Below are 17,976 nucleotides of genomic sequence, written 5' to 3'. Positions count from 1 at the left end.
AATGACCATCACCCAACGCTATGTCTCGATTACGTCAAGTAGGCTCCATCGGTCGGTGCATGCTGGTACGAATCTGTGTAAAGCACTCAAAACCGACGCGAGGGGATTTCAGCATCATGCGTGTCTTCAGGACAGCGGGTCTCGCCGTCACGGTGGCCGCGATGGCCCTGGCCATGGCGGCGTGCGGCTCGGACACCAGCCCGTCCACCGCCCTCCAGCCGACCGGCGGCGCGACGGCCACGTCGCCCGGCGGGGGCTCGACCCGCACCCCCCAGCCGACGGGCACGGCGACCACAGCCGGCGGCGGCCAGGTCTTCGGTCCGGGCTGTTCCTCGCTGCCGAGCTCGGGGGCCGGCAGCCTCTCGTCGATGGCCGGGCAGCCGGTCGCCACCGCGGTCGCCAGCAACCCGCAGCTGTCGACGCTGGCCAACGCGATCAAGACGGCCGGGCTCACCGACACGTTGAACAACGCACAGAACATCACGGTGTTCGCGCCGACCAACGACGCGTTCAACAAGATCGGGCAGGCGCAGCTCAACGCGCTGCTGGCCAACAAGACGCAGCTGACGCAGACGCTCGAGTACCACGTGGTGCCGCAGCGGCTGAGCCCGTCCAACCTGGCCGGCACGCACAAGACGATGGAAGGCCAGGATCTGACCGTCACGGGCAGCGGCGAGGACTTCACCGTCAACAACACCGCGAGCGTGGTCTGCGGGAACATCCAGACCAGGAACGCGACGGTCTACCTGATCGACGGGGTGCTGACGCCGCCGTCGACCACGCCGACGCCGTCCGCGACCTGATCCAAGCGAAAGGAACGGTCCGTTCCAATCGGTTTCCGATTGGAACGGACCGTTCCTTTCGTGCGTCAGCCGAGCTTGGCCAGCAGTTCCGGGCCGCGGGTGGTCAGGCGGGTGATGGCCAGGCGGCCCAGGCCCCAGGCCAGCACCACGCCGAGCACCAGGCTCACCGGGGTCGCCAGCCAGCGGAGCAACTCGTCGTCGCGGACCGTGCCGGTGATCAGCAAGGCCAGCGCCGGCGACGCGAGCACCGTCAGCGAGAGCAGCGACAGCCAGACGATCCCGGAGAGGCCGCCGCCGTCGGAGCCCGGGTTGCTGCCGCGCTTGTGCGGGTCGACGATCCGCACCGGCACGAACACCGAGACGAGCACCAGCAGGCCCGCGCCGCCGCCGAGCACGACCGGCAGCAGGCCGACCGCCCACGGGACCATGTCCCACGCGCCGTGCCAGATCGCGCCGGCCAGGGTGAGCACGATCGCCGCCGGCGCCACGAGCAGCAGCCACGCCCGCTGGCGGCCGCGGACGTCGGCCCGCTCCGCGCCCGGGGTGAGCAGCGTCTGCCAGAGCGCGGTGCCGTCGGAGCTGTGCAGGTGGGCGCAGCAGCCGACCGCGAACACCGTGAAGAACACGCCGCTCATCGGCAGGTAGTCGGTCACGTTGATCAGCAGCGGGAGCAGCACGTAGGTCAGCACGTAGACCAGCGCGAACGCCAGGAAGTGGATGCGGACCAGGTCGCGGCCCCAGGTGCGCAGCTCCTTGCCGACCACGGCGGCCAGCGCGGTGGGCGGCCGCCAACCTCGCCAGCGGGCGCCGCGGATGACGGTCGGGCTGACCGGGCGGCGCAGCAGCAGCGCCCAGGCGCCCAGCGCGGCGGCGATGCTCGCGGCCAGGCCGGCGACGACCGCCGCCACCAGCAGCCAGTCGCCGCGTGCCGCCGCCTCGATGGCCACGACCGGCCAGCCCGAGGGTGCGAGGCGCAGCTTGTCGGCGATGAACGGCGGCAGCGCGGTCTCCGGGCCGCCGGTGATCGCGGCGATGACCACCCAGCCCTGTGCGCCCAGGCAGACCAGCACGCCCCACGGGATCGCCATCAGCGCCGCGCTCAGCCGGCCGTTGATCACGCGGCCGACGAGGGAGACGACCACGTTGGCGAGGGCGACGAGCAGGAGGACGAAGAGCACCAGGACCAGCAGGGCCACGGGTACGGCCGCCGGGTCCAGGCGCAGCGCGTACCAGATGAGGCTCGTGCCGCCGACCAGCGTGACCGCCGGTCCGACGCCGACCAGCGCGGCGCCGAGGAGCCCGACGGCGAGCTGGCGGTCGGTCAGCGGCACGTGCCGCAGGTGCTCCCGGCGCAGGCCCGGGTCGGTGCCGCCCATCATCGGGCCGACGATCCAGCCGAGCAGCCAGGACGCCATCGTCAGCAGCAGGGCGCCGCCGGCCCGGTCGGGGCCGGCCGCGATGGTCAACCAGAGCGTGCAGCCGGCTGCCGCGAGCCCGCCCACCAGGCCGGTGGTCGTCGTCGTGGCCTTGGTGCCGGTGAACGAGTGGCGCAGGATCCGCCACTTCATCGCGATCAGGACGCCAACCACGCCAGTTCCTCCTCACCAGCGGTACGGGCACCGACCAGCTCGATGAACACCTCGTCGAGCGAGCGGCCGCCGCGCACCTCGTCGGTCGGGCCGGCCGCGACGACCCGGCCCGCGTTCATCACCGCGACCGTGTCGCAGAGCTGCTCCACCAGCGGCATCACGTGGCTGGAGAGCACCACCGAGCCGCCGCCCGCGACGAACCGCCGCAGGATCGACCGGATGGTCAGCGCCGACACCGGGTCGACCGCCTCGAACGGCTCGTCGAGCACCAGCAGGCGCGGCGCCCCGAGCAGCGCGCTGGCCAGCGCGATCTTCTTCCGCATGCCGGCCGAGTAGCCCAGGATCAGGGTCCGGTCGGCATCGTCGAGGTCGAGCACGGTGAGCAGTTCGTCGACCCGGGCGGCGACGACGTCGGCCGGCATGCCGTGCAGGCGGCCGAGATAGGTGAGCATCTCCCGCCCGGTGAGCCGCTCGGTCATCGCCATGCCGTCGGGCAGCACGCCGACGAGCCGCTTGGCCGCGGTCGGCTCCCGCCAGACGTCGGTGCCGAAGATCTCTGCCCGGCCGGCGTCGGGCCGCAGCAGCCCGACCGCCATCGACAGGGCGGTGGTCTTGCCGGCGCCGTTCGGGCCCACCAGGCCGAAGAACGAGCCGGCCGGAACGGTCAGGTCGACCGCGTCGGCGGCCAGCTTGTCGCCGAAACGCTTGGTCAGTCCGGTGAGCCGGAGTGCGTTCGTGGTCATGGGAAGAACGCTAGAAAGCCGGGCCGCCGGCCGGAATGTGTCCAGCCGCCGACCGGGGTGGGGCTAGCTACACCCTTGTGGACGGCGCCTGGCCGCACTGCCCGGCTGAGCGCGGTTCGGCCAGACTGTGCCCATGACGCGCGGACTGCACGCCCTGGCCGGCGGCCTGCTTCGCGGTTGCCTCGCGATCGGGTCGGCCGTGCTGCTCGTCATGCACCTCGCGCTCTTCGTGCCGGGCTTCGGCCTAGGTGTGATCTTCCTGCTGCCCTGGCCGATCGTGACGATGCGGCTCTTCACCAACCTGGTGCGCCGGGTCTGCGGCGGGGTCCCGCTGCCTTATCGCGACCGGCCGGAGCCGCCGGAGGGGGAGCCGGACGGGCGTTACCGGCACGACCGGCGGCTCTACCGGTCGCCCTTCTGGCCGCGGCAGTTCCGTTACCTCGAGTGGGCGCTGGGTGATCCGGCGACCTGGCGGGACGTCGGCTGGCTGCTGACCAACCCGGTGGTCGGCGGGTTGCTGGGCTTCGGGCCGGCCGCGCTGGTGGCCGTGGGGCTGGCGGTGGCCGTCAGCGGTGGATCGGTCTGGTGGGTTCCCGTCGGGCTCGGCATGGTGGCGCTCGGCGGTGTCGTCGCGCCGACGGCCGTGCGCGCCCACGACGCGTGGACCGCGCGGATGCTCGCGCCGCGCACCGGGCTCGGCTCGCTGAAGGCGTGGTTGGGGAAGCGGTTCGTCACGCTGACGCAGTTGGCGGCGCTCGGCGGACTGACCGTGCTCAGCGCCGCTCTGGCCGTGCTCGCCTTCGTCGCCTTCTCGTTGTTCGCGGTGGGCATCGTCGGCGCCGTGCCGGAGAGCGCGGCGGCCGTGCGCCGGTTCACCGCGCTCCGGCGCCAGTTGGCGCAGCGGTGGTCGGGCGTGGCGATCCAGACGCCGTACCGGCCGGAGCCGGAGCTGCCGCCGCGGCGGCCGGACGGTCTCTACGCGGTCGGTGACTCGCTCTACAAGACCAAGGGTTGGACCCGGTTCTTCCAGCGGCTGGACTGGATCTGGAACGACCCCGCGACCTGGCGTGATCTGTTGTGGACGGTCACGGACCCGATCGTCGGCGGTGCGCTGGTGGCCGCGTCGGCCGGCGCGGTCGGCTACGGCCTCGTCGGCATGACGATCCCGGCGCTGGCCCGCCTCGGGCGGCTGGACGACCCGCCCGCGCTCGCGATCCTCGCCGACCGCCCGGTGCTCGCGCTGCTGGCCGGCCTCGCGCTGATCGTCGCCGGCACCGCGTTCGCGCCCGCGGCGCTGCGGCTGCACGGTCGGTGGACCGCCGTGCTGCTGGCTCCGACCGCCAAGGCCCGCCTGGCGCTGCGGGTCGAGCAGCTCACCGAGAGCCGCGACGACGCGACCTCGGCGCAGGCGGCGGAGCTGCGCCGGATCGAGCGCGACCTGCACGACGGCGCGCAAGGCCGGCTGGTCGCGGTCGGGCTGGCGCTCGGCGCGGTCGAGGCGCTGATCGACACCGACCCGGCCGCGGCCCGCCGGCTGGTCGCCGACGCCCGCGAGAGCACGGCCCGCGCCCTGGCCGAGCTGCGGGACCTGGTCCGCGGCGTACGTCCGCCCGTGCTCGCCGAACGCGGCCTGGTCGAGGCGGTCCGCGCGCTCGCGCTGGACAGCCCCGTGCCGGCCACGGTGTCCGCCGGGCTGTCCGGTCGCGCGCCCGAGCCGGTCGAGGCCGCGGTCTATTTCGCGGTCAGTGAGGCGCTGGTCAACGCGGCCAAGCACGCGGCCGCGTCGGCCGTGACGGTGGAGTTCGGGCACGTCGACGGCGTGCTCACCGCCGTGGTGACCGACGACGGGCGCGGTGGCGCCGACCCCGCGCTGGGCAGCGGGCTGCGCGGCATGCGGCACCGGCTGTCGGCGTTCGACGGTACTGTCCGGGTGGTCAGCCCGCCCGGTGGGCCGACCGTCGTGACGCTGGAGGTGCCGTGCGCGTTGTCCTCGCCGAGGACCTCTACCTCCTCCGGGAAGGGCTCAAGCAGCTCCTGACCGCGCACGGCTTCGACATCGTCGCCGCCGTCGACAACGGCCCCGACCTGCTGCGGGCGCTGCTCGACGAGCGGCCCGACGTCGCGGTGGTCGACGTGCGGCTCCCCCCGACCCAGACCGACGAAGGGCTGCAGGCCGCGCTGGCCGCCCGCCGGCAGGTGCCGGGGCTGCCGGTGCTGGTCCTCTCGCAGCACGTCGAGCGCCTCTACGCGCGCGAACTGCTGGCCGACGGCACCGGCGGGGTGGGCTACCTGCTCAAGGACCGGGTGTTCAACGCCGAGCAGTTCGTCGACGCGGTGCGCCGGGTCGCCGCCGGCGGCACCGCGATGGACCCCGACGTGATCGCCAAGTTGTTCGCGCGCGGCGACCCCACGATCGGCGGGCTCACCCCGCGCGAGCGCGAGGTGCTGGAGCTGATGGCCGAGGGCCGGTCCAACGCGGCGATCGGCCAGCGGCTGTTCCTGAGCGAGAGCGCGGTCGGCAAGCACACGGCCAGCATCTTCGGCAAGCTCGGCCTGGCGGTCTCGGACGACGACAACCGCCGGGTCCTGGCCGTGCTCGCCTACCTCGACGGCACCCGCTAGAACAGGTTGATCGTGAAGACCTCGAAGGGTGCGGCGTAGCGGGTGCCCAGGCGGGTGCCGGCGGCGCGGCCGATGCCCTCCAGGAACTCCTCCGGGTCGAAGACGCCCTCGCCGAGCCCGCGCAGGTAGGCCTCGTGCGCCTGGAGCGACTCGATGCCGCGGTCGAACGTGCCGGTGATGTCCACCGCGTGCCGGCCGTCGGGGGAGCCCGCCGCCCAGACCTGGCGCACCTTGTTCCACGGCTCGAGGCCCTGCTCCGGGAAGATCCAGCGGTTGCCGGCGTCGCGGACCGCGTCGAGCGTCGCCCGCCCGGTGGCGATGTGGTCGGCCTGGTTGAGCGCCTCGGCGCCGTCCCAGGTGTCGCGGAAGTTGTTGGTGATGACGATGTCCGGGCGGTGCCGGCGGACCACGGCGGTGATCTCGCGGCGCAGCGCGACGCCGTATTCGAGGATGCCGTCGGGCAGGCCGAGGAATTCCACCTCGGAAACGCCGACCACGCCGGCCGAGGCCCGCTGCTCCGCCTCGCGGACCACCTTGGTCTCGTCGGGCGCGAGCCCGTCGATGCCCGCCTCGCCGCTGGTGACCAGGCAGTAGACGATCTCCTTGCCCTGCGCGGTCCAGCGCGCCACGGCGCCCGCCGCACCGAACTCCAGGTCGTCGGGGTGGGCCACCACGGCCAGCGCCCGCTGCCAGTCCTCGGTCAGCGGCTCGTACGGCGCGATGTCGGACACGGAGCGACTCCTATCGGTCAGGCGTCGGGGATGCTGGGCCCCACATAAGAGGCCAGCCACTGGTTGAGCGGGACCGACGCGCGCAGAAAGTCTGCCACCCGGCGCTTCGCGGTGGCGGTGCCCAGCCACGGTGCGACCTGCCACTCCTTCCAGGCGACGACGCCCTTGTGCCGCAACAGATCGGCGCGCGGGTGGTCGGCCGGGTAGCCGCGCGGCACCCGCTTGAGCTGGTCGTGCCCGTGGATCCGGACACCGTCGGCCGCCGCCTCCGCGACGATCGCCGCGAGCAGCGGCCCGGTCTTGTCGTCGTCGACCGCCGCGCGGTAGCGGGCGAGTTGGTCGCGCTCCATCACGTACATGCCGCTGCCGGCGCCCAGCCCCGTCGCCGAGAGGTGGATGTAGCCGCCACGCTCCAGGCGCGCCGCGATCGCGGTCTTGTAGGGCGACTTGTCGGCGCTGAACCGGACGTCGCGGTAGGGCCGGAAGATGCGGCCCGCGCCGAACTCGGCCTCGAGGTCGTCGAGCAGCGCCTGCATGGGCGCGCGGACCTGGTCCTCGTAGACGTCCTTGTGCGCCGTCCAGTAGGTCTTCGAGTTGTCGGCCTCGAGCCCCTCGTAGAACTCCAGGGCCTCGCTCGGCCACCCGCGAAACGCCACGTCGTCGACCCTATCCGCTAGAGGTTCCAGACCTGACCGGCACCGGCCAGGTCGACCGGTCCGGCGTAACCCGACCGGGCCGCCTCGACGGCCGTGTCACCCGGCAGCCCGGGCCAGAGGTGCGTGAGCAGCAGCCGGCCCACGCCCGCCGTGCGCGCGGCGGCAGCGGCGTCCAGCGCACTGCTGAGCCGCCCGGCACTGTGGTCGGGGACAGCGAGCGGGTAGGTCGCCTCGGCGATCAGCGCAGCGGCGCCGTCGGCGAGGGCGGCCAGATCGGTGGTGGGGCCACTGTCGCCCTGGTAGGCGAGCGCCACGCCACCGGCCGCGACCCGCAGGCCGTTGTCCGGCACGAAGTGCGGCAGCGCCCGGACGTCCACAGTGAACGGACCGATCCGCAGCCGGTCGCCGTCGCCGGCCGGGTGGAGCGCGTAGTCGAGCATCCCGGGCCGGTCCAGCGCGAGCACCGCGTCGAGGGCGCCGGGCGGTGCGTACACCGGCAACGGTGGTGGCGGGTCGTCGGCCAGCGACCGTGCCCGCAGCAGCGGGTTGAGGTCGACGCAGTGGTCCGGGTGGCCGTGGGTGATCACGACGGCGTCGACGTCCGCGGCGGTGCAATGGGCGAGCAGGCGCGGAAACGTCGCATAACCGGCGTCCAGCAACATCCGGAACCCGTCGTGCTCGACCAGGAAGCCGCTGCAGGCGTCGCCCGCTTCGGGGAAGGCGCCCCGGGCGCCGAGCACGGTCAGCCGCACGAGGACCGAGGCTACTCTCTGAAGAGTGAGTACAGACGGTGCCGTCACGCTGGCCGGGTTGCCCGCCAGCGTGCTCCTGCCCGGGCACGACGTGCCGCTCGGCCGCTACACGACCGTGCGGCGGCTGTTGCCGCAACGACCCCGCCGGATGATCGGCGCCTGGTGCTTCGTCGACGCGTTCGGCCCCGACGACGTGCTCAACCGGCCCGGTATGCAGGTGCCGCCGCACCCGCACACCGGCCTGCAGACGGTCACCTGGCTGGTCGCCGGCGAGGTGCTGCACCGCGACAGCCTCGGCAGCCTGCAGACGATCCTGCCCGGCCAGCTCAACCTGATGACCTCCGGGCACGGCATCTCCCACTCCGAGGAGTCGCCGGCCGAGCATCCGCCGCTGATGCACGGCCTGCAGCTCTGGGTCGCGCTGCCCGAGGACGCGCGGCACCAGCCGGCCCGGTTCGAGCACCACGCCGAGCTGCCGGCCGCGACCGCGGGCGGGGTCACCACGACGGTGGTCGTCGGTGAGCTGGGCGCGCTGCGCTCACCGGCCCGGGTGCACACTCCGCTGCTCGGCGCGGAGCTGCTGCTCGAGGCGGGCGCGCGGACAGAGCTGAAGCTGCGGACCGACTTCGAGTACGGGCTGCTCTCGCTCGACGGCGCGGCCGAGGTCGACGGCGCCGAGCTGACCCCGGGCGGGCTGCTCTACCTGGGCGAGGAGCGCACCGCGGCGACGGTCACCAGCACCGGGGGAGCGCGGCTGTTCCTGCTCGGCGGCGAGCCGTTCGAGGAGCCGCTGGTGATGTGGTGGAACTTCGTGGCCCGCAGTGACGCCGAGATCCGCCAGGCGCGCGAGGAGTGGACGGCCGGCGACCGGTTCGGCGTGGTCCGTGGCTACGCGGGCGAGGCCTTGCCCGCCCCGGCGCTTCCCACGACGAAGCTCAAGGTTCGGGACCGGCACGGCAATACGCTCAGCGGAGGATGATGCCTCGCACGTAGGCGGCCTGGCCGACGTGTTGCAGGTCGTCGTTGAGGACGCTGAGCAGGCGCACGCCCATCGTCACCGGTGGGTCCCAGGAGCGGTCGACGATCCGGCTCAGGTCCTCCTCGGTGACCGCCCGCACCAGCGCGGCCGTGCGTTCGTGCACCGCGGAGTAGTAGTCGACCAGCACCTTCCCGCTGGCCGGCCGCACGCCGAGCACCTCGTCGGGGCCGTGCGCGTAGCCGGTGTCGTCGGGGTCCGCGTCCAGCTCGAACCGCGGCGCCCACGGCCCGGTCACCCAGATCTGGTCGTCGCCGATCAGCTCGGCCACGTGGTGGTCCTGGATCCGGGTGAGGTGCCAGACGAGCCAGCCGACGGTGTTGGCGCCCGGCGCCGGCGGCCGGCGCAGCTGCTCGGCGTCGAGGCCGGCGACCGCGCCGCGGACCAGCCCGGGCAGCCGGCCGAACGAGTCGCTCAGCAGGTCGTTGATGTTCACTCGCACCATGATGCCCCGCATTGGTTAGCGTCGGCGCGTGAAAGACGAAGGCACGGTCGAGCTGACCGTCACCGGACACGCCGCGACCATCACGATCAGCAACCCGCCCCGGCGCAACGCGCTCACCCCGGCGATGTGGCGCCGCCTTCCGGATCTGCTGGACACCGCCGCCGCCGACCCCGCGGTGCGCGCGCTGGTGCTGACCGGCGCCGGCGCCACGTTCAGCGCGGGCGCCGACCTGACCGGCGTGCGTGACCTGGTCGGCGCGGACAGCCCGCCGACCCGGGCGGAGGAGTCGCTCGCGGCGTTTCCGAAGCCGACGATCGCCCGGGTACGCGGGCACTGCGTCGGCGGCGGCTGCCAGCTCGCGGTGGCCTGCGACCTGCGGATCGTGGCGACGGACGCCCGGTTCGCGGTGCCACCGGCCCGGCTCGGCATCGTCTACCCGGGCCCGGCCACCCGCCGGCTGCTCGGCCTGGTCGGCCCGTCGGCGGCCAAATGGTTGCTGTTCACCGCGGACCAGATCGACGCCGGGCGGGCGGCCGCGATCGGTCTGGTCGACGAGGTGGTGCCGGCCGAGGAGCTGGACGCGCACGTGGCCCGGCTGGTCGACACGATCGCCGAACGCTCGCAGCTCTCGATCGCGGCGGCGAAGGAGACGATCGACCTGGCCGTGGCGGGCCGGCCGTCGCCCGAGCGGGAGGCGCACTGGCAGTCGGAGATGCTGCGCTCGGGTGACGTCGCAGAGGGCGCGGCCGCGTTCCTCGAACGCCGCCGCGCGAACTTTTCCTGGCGGCCGTGACCGCTGGAGCATTTATTGCGGTCAATGACCTCTTCCATTATCCCGGTGGTATGACGTCGACCTAATGGTCAGGATCGGTCGTCCGCAAAACGTTGACGCTGGTCTATTCGGCTGGAAACATGTCGGCAGATCGATGCCTCCGGATCGGCCGAGCGGCCGGTCCACATCCCCCGGGAGGATCAGTGAGTATCACCCGACGCGTCATGCTCTCCGCCACGGCCACGACCCTGGTGGCGGGAGCGCTGTTCGCGGCTCCGGCGCAAGCGGCACAGACCCCGCTGGCCCTGGACGCCGCCAACGTCCTCGCCGACTCGTTCGGCGCCGACCGCTCCGCGGGCACCTACGTCGACTCGTCCGGCGCGACGGTCGTCACGGTCACCGACGCGGGCGCCGCCGCCACGGTCAAGGCCCGCGGTGGCAAGGCCCGCCTCGTCGAGCGCAGCGCCGCCGAGCTCAACAGCCTCAGCGCCAGCCTCGACAAGGGCGTGACCGGCACGGCGTTCTCGGTCGACCCGGTCGCCAACCAGGTCGTCGTCGACGTCGACACCACGGTCAAGGGCGCCAAGCTGGCCGCCATCGAGGCCGCCGTCGCGGCCAGCAAGGGCGCGGCCCGGCTCGAGCGGCTCCCCGGCAAGCTGAGCAAGAACATCTCCGGCGGTGACGCGATCTACACCGGCGGCGGTCGCTGCTCGCTCGGCTTCAACGTGCGGTCCGGCAGCACCTACTACTTCCTGACGGCCGGTCACTGCACCAACATCGGTTCGACCTGGTACGCCAACTCCGGCCAGACGACCGTCCTCGGCACCCGGGCCGGCACGAGCTTCCCCGGCAACGACTACGGCATCGTTCGCTACACCAACACGTCGATCACCATCTCCGGCACGGTCGGCAGCCAGGACATCACCAGCGCCCGCACCCCGAGCGTCGGCGAGGCGGTCACCCGCCGCGGCAGCACGACCGGCACGCACAGCGGCACGGTCCTCGGCCTCAACTCGACCGTCCGCTACGCCGAAGGCACGGTCAGCGGCCTGATCCGGACCAACGTCTGCGCGGAGCCCGGCGACAGCGGCGGCCCGCTCTACCGCGGCACCTCGGCGCTGGGCCTGACCTCCGGTGGCTCCGGCAACTGCCGCACCGGTGGCACGACCTACTTCCAGCCGGTCACCGAGCCGCTGAGCGTCTACGGCGTGAGCGTCTTCTGATCGCCCTCCCCCCAGTCCGGCGCTGCTGAGCGACGGACGCGACGGCCCCCGGACCCCCGAGCCGGGGGCCGTCGCGCGACCATGGGCGGGTGCGCATCGAAGTCAACGGACGGCCGGCGGCCGCCGCCGACCTGTTCTCGACCTACGGCCACTTCACCGCGATGCAGGTGCGCGGCGGCGGCGTGCAGGGACTGGCCAACCACCTCGACCGGCTCGACGCCGCCAACCGGGAGCTGTTCGGCGAGCCGCTGGAGCCCGACGAGGTGCGCGGCCTGATCCGGCACGCGCTCGCCGGTGACGTGGACGCCGCGGTGCGGGTCGTCGTGCGGGAGCCGCGCCGGGTGGCGGTCTCGGTCGCGCCGCCGACGCCGCCGGTGGTGAGCCCGCACCGGTTGCGGACGGTGCCGTACCTGCGCCCGTTCCCGCACCTCAAGCACCTCGGCGGGTTCGCGCAGGGCGAGTGGGCGCGGCGGGTCCGGCTGGACGGCTACGACGACGCGCTGCTCACCGCCGGCGACGGCGAGATCTCCGAGACGTCGGTGGCCAACATCGGGTTCTTCGCCGCGGACGGCGCGGTGGTCTGGCCCACCCCGCCGTGGCTGCACGGCACCGCGATGCTGTTGATCGAGCAGCACCGCCCCACCACCCGGCAGCGGATCACCCTGGCCGACCTCGGCGGCTTCCGCGGCGCCTTCGTCGCCAACTCGATCGGCCACGTCGCGGTGGCGTCGATCGACGACGTTCCCATGCTGCCGGATCCGGCGCTCATGGCGGATCTCGACGAGCTTTTCGCCGCCGTGCCGTGGGATCCGATCTAAAGCGGTTGTCGACGCCGCCGGGTGACGGTCATGATTGATCCATGTGCGTGGGTGTGCGGCGAGCTAGCCGCGCCGAGCCGATCGTCGGGGACACCATCGTCCTCGCCTGATCCTCGGTGCCGGCTCGGCGTGTGTGCGCCAACCCATCCACGCGTTCGCGACGTCTCGCGGTGAGGGCCCCGCTTCGACAGCCGGGGTCGTGAACGTGTTCGCGCTGTCCTCCCGAAACGGCGGCAGATCATGCGATCCGACCGGATACGTGCGACCTTCTTCGACTTCTTCGGCGGCCTCGACCACCTCGAGCGCCCACCCGGTCCGCTCGTCACCGACGAGCGCGGCCTGCTCTTCACCAACGCGGGCATGGTCCAGTTCAAGCCCTTCTTCATGGGCCTGTCCCGCCCGCCCCATCCGCGGCTGATGACGGCGCAGCGCTGCGTGCGCACCGTCGACATCGACCGGATCGGCCTGACCGACCGGCACGGGACCGGCTTCGAGATGCTCGGCAACTTCGCGTTCGCGGACTACTTCAAGCGCGAGTCGATGGCGTGGGCGCTGGAGTTGCTCACCGACGGCTTCGGGCTGGAGCGGGACCGGCTGTGGATGACCGTGCTGCGGGGTGACGAGGAGAGCGTCGACCTGTGGCGCGGCCTCGGCGTGCCCGCGGAGCGCATCCAGCGGCTCGGTCCTGACGACAACTTCTGGAGCATGGACATGCCCGGGCCGAGCGGGCCGACCTCGGAGATCTTCTACGACCGGGGTCCGGCGGTCGGCCGGGACGGCGGTCCGGCGGTCGACAGCGAGCGCTTCGTCGAGCTGTGGAACCTCGTGTTCATGCAGTACGAGCGGGGCCGCAGCGACGACGAGATCCTCGGCGACCTGCCCGGCCGGCACATCGACACCGGGCTGGGGCTCGACCGGCTCGCGATGGTGCTGCAGGGTGTCGACAACCTGCAGTCGATCGACGTCGTTACGCCGACGCTGCGCGCGGTCCGCGAGGCGACCGGGCGCGACGACGAGCCGGCGGCGCACCGCCTGGTCACCGATCACGTGCGCACGGCGGTCGTCCTGATCGCGGCGGGCGTGCGGCCCGGCAACGAGGGTCGCGGCTACGTCGTGCGCCGGCTGCTCCGCCGGGCGGTGCGGCGGCTGGTGCTGCTCGGCGTCGACGAGCCCGTGCTCGGCCCGGTGGCGGACAGCGTGACCGGGGTGCTCGCGGGCGAGACCCGGGAGGTCGTCGAGCGCGAGGAGCGGGCGTTCCGGCGCACGCTGCGGGCGGGCAACCGGCTCCTCGACACGGCGCTGAGCCAGGGTCCGCTGGGCGGTGCGACGGTGTTCAAGCTGCACGACACGTACGGCTTCCCGGTCGATCTCACCGTCGAGATCGCGCGGGAGCACGGCGTGTCGGTGGACACCGACGGTTTCGCGCGGCTGATGCGCGAGCATCGCGAGCGCAGCCGCGCGACCCGTCAGTAAAGGTTCTCCGCGTAGCCGGGGCCGTAGTGCCGGTCGAGGTCCGTGAGGGTCTCGGCCGGCCGCTCCACCTCTTTGATCAGCACCGCGCGGCGCGGCAGCACGTCCGGCTGCCAGGTGTCGGGCTTCCAGAGGTCGGAGCGGAGGAACGCCTTGGCGCAGTGGTAGAAGACCTGCTCGATCTCGACCTGGAGCGCGAACTCCGGGCGGTGGCCCTTGACCACCATGCGGTCGAAGTACGGCGCGTCGCGCATGATCGTCGCCCGCCCGTTGATCCGCAGCGTGTCGGTGCGGCCCGGGATCAGGAAGATCAGCCCGACGTGCGGGTTGTCGATGATGTTGTGGAACCCGTCGCCGCGCTTGTTGCCGGGCCGCTCCGGGATCGCGATCGTCGTGTCGTCGAGCACGAGCGTGAACCCGGCCGGGTCGCCCTTGGGCGACACGTCGCAGCTGCCGTCGGCGCCCGCGGTTGCCACCAGGCAGAACCGCGAGGCCGCGAGCCAGTCGCGGTCGAGCTGGTGCAGCTCCTTGCGATCCTTCTCGGCGGCCCTCTTGCCCGGCGTGCCGAGCAGCTCGCGGAGCTCTTCGTGTGACGTGACTGCGCTCATTCGCCCTCCCCAGAGGCCGACTCTAGGCGATTGCCGCAAAGCTCCACACCGAGTTCTTTTGGGGGGTTTCATATGAGAGGAGGTTTTCATCCCCTTTAGTGGCGGAGGAGTCACCGTGCACGACGTGGCGTACATCCTGATCTCGGTGGCCCTGTTCGTCGTGCTCGCGATCATCGTGCGGCAGGTGGAGCGCTTGTGAACGCGGTCAACCTGGCCGGCCTGGTCATCGCGTTCCTCGTGGTGATCTTCCTGGTCGTGGCGCTGCTGTTCCCGGAGCGCTTCTGATGTCGACGACCATCGCCGGCGTCTTCTTCGTGCTCTCGCTGGTGCTGTTCCTCGCGCTCGCGTACCGCTACCTCGGCGACTACCTCTACCGCGTGGTCACCGGCACCCGGCATTCCTGGGCCGAGCGCCTGATCTACCGCCTGGTCGGCGTCAACCCGGACGGGGAGCAGAGCTGGCCGGTCTACGCCCGCAGCGTGTTCGCGTTCTCGCTGCTGAGCCTGCTGTTCCTATACGGGATGACCCGGCTGCAGAGCAAGCTGCCGCTCTCGCTGGGCCTCCCGGCCATGTCGCCGCACCAGGGCTGGAACACCGCGGCGAGCTTCGTCACCAACACCAACTGGCAGTCGTACGCGGGTGAGTCGACGCTCGGCTACGTCGTGCAGATGTCCGGGCTCGCGGTGCAGAACTTCGCCTCCGCGGCCGTCGGCATCGCGGTCGCGGTGGCCTTCGTCCGCGGCTTCGCGCGCAGCCGCACCCAGGCCCTCGGCAACTTCTGGGTCGACCTCACCCGGATCACGATCCGGGTGCTGCTGCCGATCTCGATCGTCGGGGCGATCGTGCTGATCGCCGGCGGCGTGGTGCAGACCCTCTCCGGCGGCACCGACGTCACCACGCTGGCCGGCGCCACCCAGCACATCCCGGGCGGACCGGTGGCCAGCCAGGAGGTGATCAAGGAGCTCGGCACGAACGGCGGCGGTTTCTACAACGCCAACAGCGCGCACCCCTTCGAGAACCCGACGCCGTGGACGAACTGGATCGAGAACTTTCTGCTGCTCGCGATCCCGTTCGCGATGCCGCGGGTGTTCGGCCGGATGGTCGGCAACGTCCGGCAGGGGCACGCGATCCTCGCCGTGATGGTGATCCTGGCGGTGACCAGCGTGATCCTGGTCAACACCTTCGAACTGCTGCACAACGGGACGGTGCCGCACGCGGTCAACGCCGCGACCGAAGGCAAGGAGGTGCGCTTCGGCGTGTCGAACTCCGCCACCTTCGGCGCGAGCACGACGCTCACCTCGACCGGCGCGGTCAACTCGTTCTTCGACTCGTACACCGCGCTCGGTGGCATGGTTCCGATGGTCAACATGATGCTCGGCGAGGTGGCGCCCGGCGGTGTCGGATCGGGCCTCTACGGCATCCTGATGCTCGCGATCATCGCGGTGTTCGTGGCGGGGCTGATGGTCGGGCGCACGCCCGAGTACCTGGGCAAGAAGATCTCCTCCCGCGAGATCAAGTTCGCCTCGATCTACTTCCTGATCACGCCGGCCACCGTCTTGATCGGCATGGCCGTCGCGATGGCCACCAAGAACAAGGACACGATGCTCAACGTCGGGCCGCACGGGTTCTCCGAGGTGCTCTACGCGTTCACGTCCGCGGCCAACAACAACGGCTCGGCGTTCGCCGGGATCACCGTCAACGACCAGTGGTGGGACACCGCGACCGGGCTGTGCATGGTGATCGGCCGGTTCCTGCCGATGGTGTTCGTGCTGGCGCTGGCCGGCTCGCTGGCCCGGCAGCGCCCGGTGCCCGCCTCGGCCGGCACGCTGCCCACGGACCGGCCGCTGTTCATCGGCCTGGTGGTCGGCGTCGTGATCATTCTGGTCGCGCTGACCTTCCTGCCGGCGCTCGCGCTCGGTCCGCTGGCCGAGGGACTGTGAGGCGCCGATGACCGCCGTGGCGGAACAGCCGGGCCGGATCGGCGGCGGCCTGCTCGACCCGCGGCAGCTCTGGAGCTCGTTGCCCGACGCGCTGCGCAAGCTCAACCCGGCGACCCTCTGGCGCAACCCGGTGATGTTCATCGTGGAGCTTGGCGCGCTGTTCACCACCGCGCTGTCCATCCAGGACCCGACCACGTTCGCCTGGCTGATCACCGTCTGGCTCTGGCTGACGGTGATCTTCGCCAACCTGGCCGAGGCGGTCGCCGAGGGGCGCGGCAAGGCGCAGGCGGCCACGCTGCGCCGGGCGCGGCAGGAGACGGTGGCCCGGCGGCTCGTCGACTGGCAGCCGGGCCAGGCGTCGCCGCGGGAGGAGACCGTCGACGCGGTCGCGCTCCGGCAGAACGACGTCGTGGTGGTCGAGGCCGGCCAGGTGATCCCGGGCGACGGCGACGTGGTCGAGGGCGTGGCCAGCGTCGACGAGTCGGCGATCACCGGCGAGTCGGCCCCGGTGATCCGCGAGTCGGGCGGCGACCGCAGCGCGGTCACCGGCGGCACGAAGGTGCTCTCCGACCGGATCGTCGTCAAGATCACGCAGAAGCCGGGCGAGAGCTTCGTCGACCGGATGATCACCTTGGTCGAAGGCGCCTCCCGGCAGAAGACGCCCAACGAGATCGCCCTGAACATCCTGCTGGCCGCGCTGACCATCATCTTCCTGCTGGCCGTCGTGACGCTGCAGCCGGTGGCGATCTTCTCGAAGGCGTTCCAGGGCGCGGCGCCGAACACGCTCACCATCAACGACGACGGCGTGACCGGGATCGTGCTGGTCTCGTTGCTGGTCGCGCTGATTCCGACGACGATCGGCGCGCTGCTCTCCGCGATCGGCATCGCCGGCATCGACCGGCTGGTGCAGCGCAACGTGCTGGCCCTGTCCGGCCGCGCGGTGGAGGCCGCGGGTGACGTCAACACGCTGCTGCTCGACAAGACCGGCACGATCACCCTGGGCAACCGGCAGGCGACCGAGTTCCTGCCGGTCAGCGGGGTGGACGCCGGCGAGTTGGCGGACGCGGCCCAGCTCTCCAGCCTGGCCGACCAGACGCCCGAGGGCCGGTCGATCGTGGTGCTGGCCAAGAACGAGCACGGCCTGCGCGCCCGCGAGGAGGGGTTGATCGCCAACGCCCAGTTCGTGCCGTTCACCGCGGAGACCCGGATGTCCGGCGTGGACATCGACGAGGGGGGCTCCACGCCCACCCGGCGGATCCGCAAGGGCGCGGCGGCCGCGGTGATGCGCTGGGTGCGGGAGAACGGCGGCCGGCCGACGACGGAGGTCGGCGGAGTCGTCGACGGCATCTCCGCCACCGGCGGCACGCCGCTGGTGGTGGCCGAGCACATCGATGGCGAACCGGCCCGGGCGCTCGGTGTCGTGCACCTCAAGGACGTGGTCAAGGCCGGCATGCGGGAGCGGTTCGACGAGATGCGCCGGATGGGCATCCGGACCATCATGATCACGGGCGACAATCCGCTGACCGCCCGGGCGATCGCGGAGGAGGCGGGTGTCGACGACTTCCTCGCGGAGGCGAAACCCGAGGACAAGCTGGCGCTGATCCGCCGCGAGCAGGAGGGCGGGCGGCTGGTCGCGATGACCGGTGACGGCACCAACGACGCACCGGCGTTGGCCCAGGCCGATGTGGGTGTCTCGATGAACACGGGCACGTCGGCCGCCAAGGAGGCCGGCAACATGGTCGACCTCGACTCCGACCCGACCAAGCTG

Annotated in this window: 18 protein-coding genes; 11 read left to right on the top strand and 7 right to left on the bottom strand. The window is 72.1% G+C overall.

Going from position 1 to position 17,976, the window contains the following annotated elements; all coding sequences use genetic code 11:
• The first annotated feature begins 116 nt into the window (after nt 1-116).
• Nucleotides 117-803, top strand: a complete 687-nt coding sequence (locus tag Air01nite_RS15985; RefSeq protein WP_239090741.1) for a fasciclin domain-containing protein — start codon at nt 117-119, stop codon at nt 801-803.
• A 65-nt stretch (nt 804-868) separates the two neighbouring features.
• Here Air01nite_RS15985 and Air01nite_RS15980 read toward each other — a convergent pair whose 3' ends face one another.
• Nucleotides 869-2,392, bottom strand: a complete 1,524-nt coding sequence (locus tag Air01nite_RS15980) for a hypothetical protein (RefSeq protein WP_203703159.1) — start codon at nt 2,390-2,392, stop codon at nt 869-871.
• Entirely contained in the window at nt 2,377-3,135 is a 759-nt protein-coding gene (locus tag Air01nite_RS15975) for an ABC transporter ATP-binding protein (protein WP_203703158.1), read from the bottom strand. Before Air01nite_RS15975 ends, Air01nite_RS15980 begins: the two co-directional genes overlap by 16 nt.
• 133 nt (nt 3,136-3,268) lie before the next feature.
• Between Air01nite_RS15975 and Air01nite_RS15970 the strand changes: the two genes are divergently transcribed.
• Both Air01nite_RS15970 and Air01nite_RS15965 read left to right on the top strand, forming a co-directional pair.
• A complete protein-coding gene (locus tag Air01nite_RS15970) occupies nt 3,269-5,173 on the top strand; it encodes a sensor histidine kinase (protein ID WP_239090740.1) in 1,905 nt (634 codons plus the stop codon).
• A complete protein-coding gene (locus Air01nite_RS15965; protein WP_203703156.1) occupies nt 5,113-5,757 on the top strand; it encodes a response regulator transcription factor in 645 nt (214 codons plus the stop codon). The genes Air01nite_RS15970 and Air01nite_RS15965 overlap by 61 nt, the downstream gene beginning before the upstream one ends.
• On the opposite strand, the gene Air01nite_RS15960 is transcribed toward Air01nite_RS15965, so the two are convergent.
• From Air01nite_RS15960 to Air01nite_RS15950, 3 genes are read right to left on the bottom strand one after another with little or no spacing between them, the layout of a single operon-like run.
• A complete protein-coding gene (locus tag Air01nite_RS15960; RefSeq protein WP_203703154.1) occupies nt 5,754-6,488 on the bottom strand; it encodes a PIG-L deacetylase family protein in 735 nt (244 codons plus the stop codon). The genes Air01nite_RS15965 and Air01nite_RS15960 overlap by 4 nt on opposite strands.
• Before the next feature lie 17 nt (nt 6,489-6,505).
• Entirely contained in the window at nt 6,506-7,144 is a 639-nt protein-coding gene (locus Air01nite_RS15955) for a DUF2461 domain-containing protein (RefSeq protein WP_203703153.1), read from the bottom strand.
• 17 nt (nt 7,145-7,161) lie between these two features.
• Nucleotides 7,162-7,896 (bottom strand): MBL fold metallo-hydrolase, encoded by a 735-nt coding sequence (locus Air01nite_RS15950; RefSeq protein WP_203703152.1) that lies wholly within the window; start codon nt 7,894-7,896, stop codon nt 7,162-7,164.
• Between the two features lie 25 nt (nt 7,897-7,921).
• On the opposite strand from Air01nite_RS15950, the gene Air01nite_RS15945 reads away from it, so the two are divergent.
• Nucleotides 7,922-8,875, top strand: a complete 954-nt coding sequence (locus tag Air01nite_RS15945; protein ID WP_203703151.1) for a pirin family protein — start codon at nt 7,922-7,924, stop codon at nt 8,873-8,875.
• On the opposite strand, the gene Air01nite_RS15940 is transcribed toward Air01nite_RS15945, so the two are convergent.
• The gene (locus Air01nite_RS15940) at nt 8,862-9,377 is read right to left on the bottom strand and encodes a mycothiol transferase (protein ID WP_308439968.1); all 516 of its coding nucleotides are present in this window, start codon (nt 9,375-9,377) and stop codon (nt 8,862-8,864) included. The genes Air01nite_RS15945 and Air01nite_RS15940 overlap by 14 nt on opposite strands.
• A gap of 28 nt (nt 9,378-9,405) precedes the next feature.
• Here Air01nite_RS15940 and Air01nite_RS15935 point away from each other — a divergent pair, with 28 nt between their 5' ends.
• From Air01nite_RS15935 to Air01nite_RS15920, 4 genes are all read left to right on the top strand, one after another.
• Nucleotides 9,406-10,170, top strand: coding sequence for an enoyl-CoA hydratase/isomerase family protein (locus Air01nite_RS15935; RefSeq protein ID WP_203703149.1), 765 nt, complete (start codon nt 9,406-9,408; stop codon nt 10,168-10,170).
• 203 nt (nt 10,171-10,373) lie between these two features.
• The gene (locus Air01nite_RS15930; RefSeq protein WP_203703271.1) at nt 10,374-11,372 is read left to right on the top strand and encodes a S1 family peptidase; all 999 of its coding nucleotides are present in this window, start codon (nt 10,374-10,376) and stop codon (nt 11,370-11,372) included.
• Nucleotides 11,373-11,461: 89 nt separating this feature from the next.
• On the top strand, nt 11,462-12,190 hold the full coding sequence (locus Air01nite_RS15925; RefSeq protein WP_203703148.1) for an aminotransferase class IV: 729 nt from the start codon (nt 11,462-11,464) through the stop codon (nt 12,188-12,190).
• A gap of 240 nt (nt 12,191-12,430) precedes the next feature.
• On the top strand, nt 12,431-13,663 hold the full coding sequence (locus Air01nite_RS15920) for an alanine--tRNA ligase-related protein (protein ID WP_203703146.1): 1,233 nt from the start codon (nt 12,431-12,433) through the stop codon (nt 13,661-13,663).
• Here the strand turns inward: Air01nite_RS15920 and Air01nite_RS15915 are convergent.
• Nucleotides 13,657-14,268, bottom strand: coding sequence for a pyridoxamine 5'-phosphate oxidase family protein (locus tag Air01nite_RS15915; RefSeq protein ID WP_203703144.1), 612 nt, complete (start codon nt 14,266-14,268; stop codon nt 13,657-13,659). The two genes, Air01nite_RS15920 and Air01nite_RS15915, sit on opposite strands and share 7 nt — an antisense overlap.
• Before the next feature lie 195 nt (nt 14,269-14,463).
• Between Air01nite_RS15915 and Air01nite_RS15910 the strand changes: the two genes are divergently transcribed.
• From Air01nite_RS15910 to kdpB, 3 genes are all read left to right on the top strand, one after another.
• The gene (locus Air01nite_RS15910) at nt 14,464-14,553 is read left to right on the top strand and encodes a potassium-transporting ATPase subunit F (protein ID WP_203703143.1); all 90 of its coding nucleotides are present in this window, start codon (nt 14,464-14,466) and stop codon (nt 14,551-14,553) included.
• On the top strand, nt 14,553-16,208 hold the full coding sequence (gene kdpA, locus Air01nite_RS15905) for a potassium-transporting ATPase subunit KdpA (protein WP_203703142.1): 1,656 nt from the start codon (nt 14,553-14,555) through the stop codon (nt 16,206-16,208). The genes Air01nite_RS15910 and kdpA overlap by 1 nt, the downstream gene beginning before the upstream one ends.
• Before the next feature lie 7 nt (nt 16,209-16,215).
• Nucleotides 16,216-17,976 (top strand): potassium-transporting ATPase subunit KdpB (kdpB, locus tag Air01nite_RS15900; RefSeq protein ID WP_203703141.1); only part of this gene is annotated, 1,761 nt, incomplete at its 3' end.

It is taken from the genome of Asanoa iriomotensis, assembly GCF_016862515.1.
Classification (GTDB): domain Bacteria; phylum Actinomycetota; class Actinomycetes; order Mycobacteriales; family Micromonosporaceae; genus Asanoa; species Asanoa iriomotensis.
The sequence above is the reverse complement of the archived record's forward strand: the minus strand, read 5'-3'. Positions and strand labels throughout refer to the sequence as shown.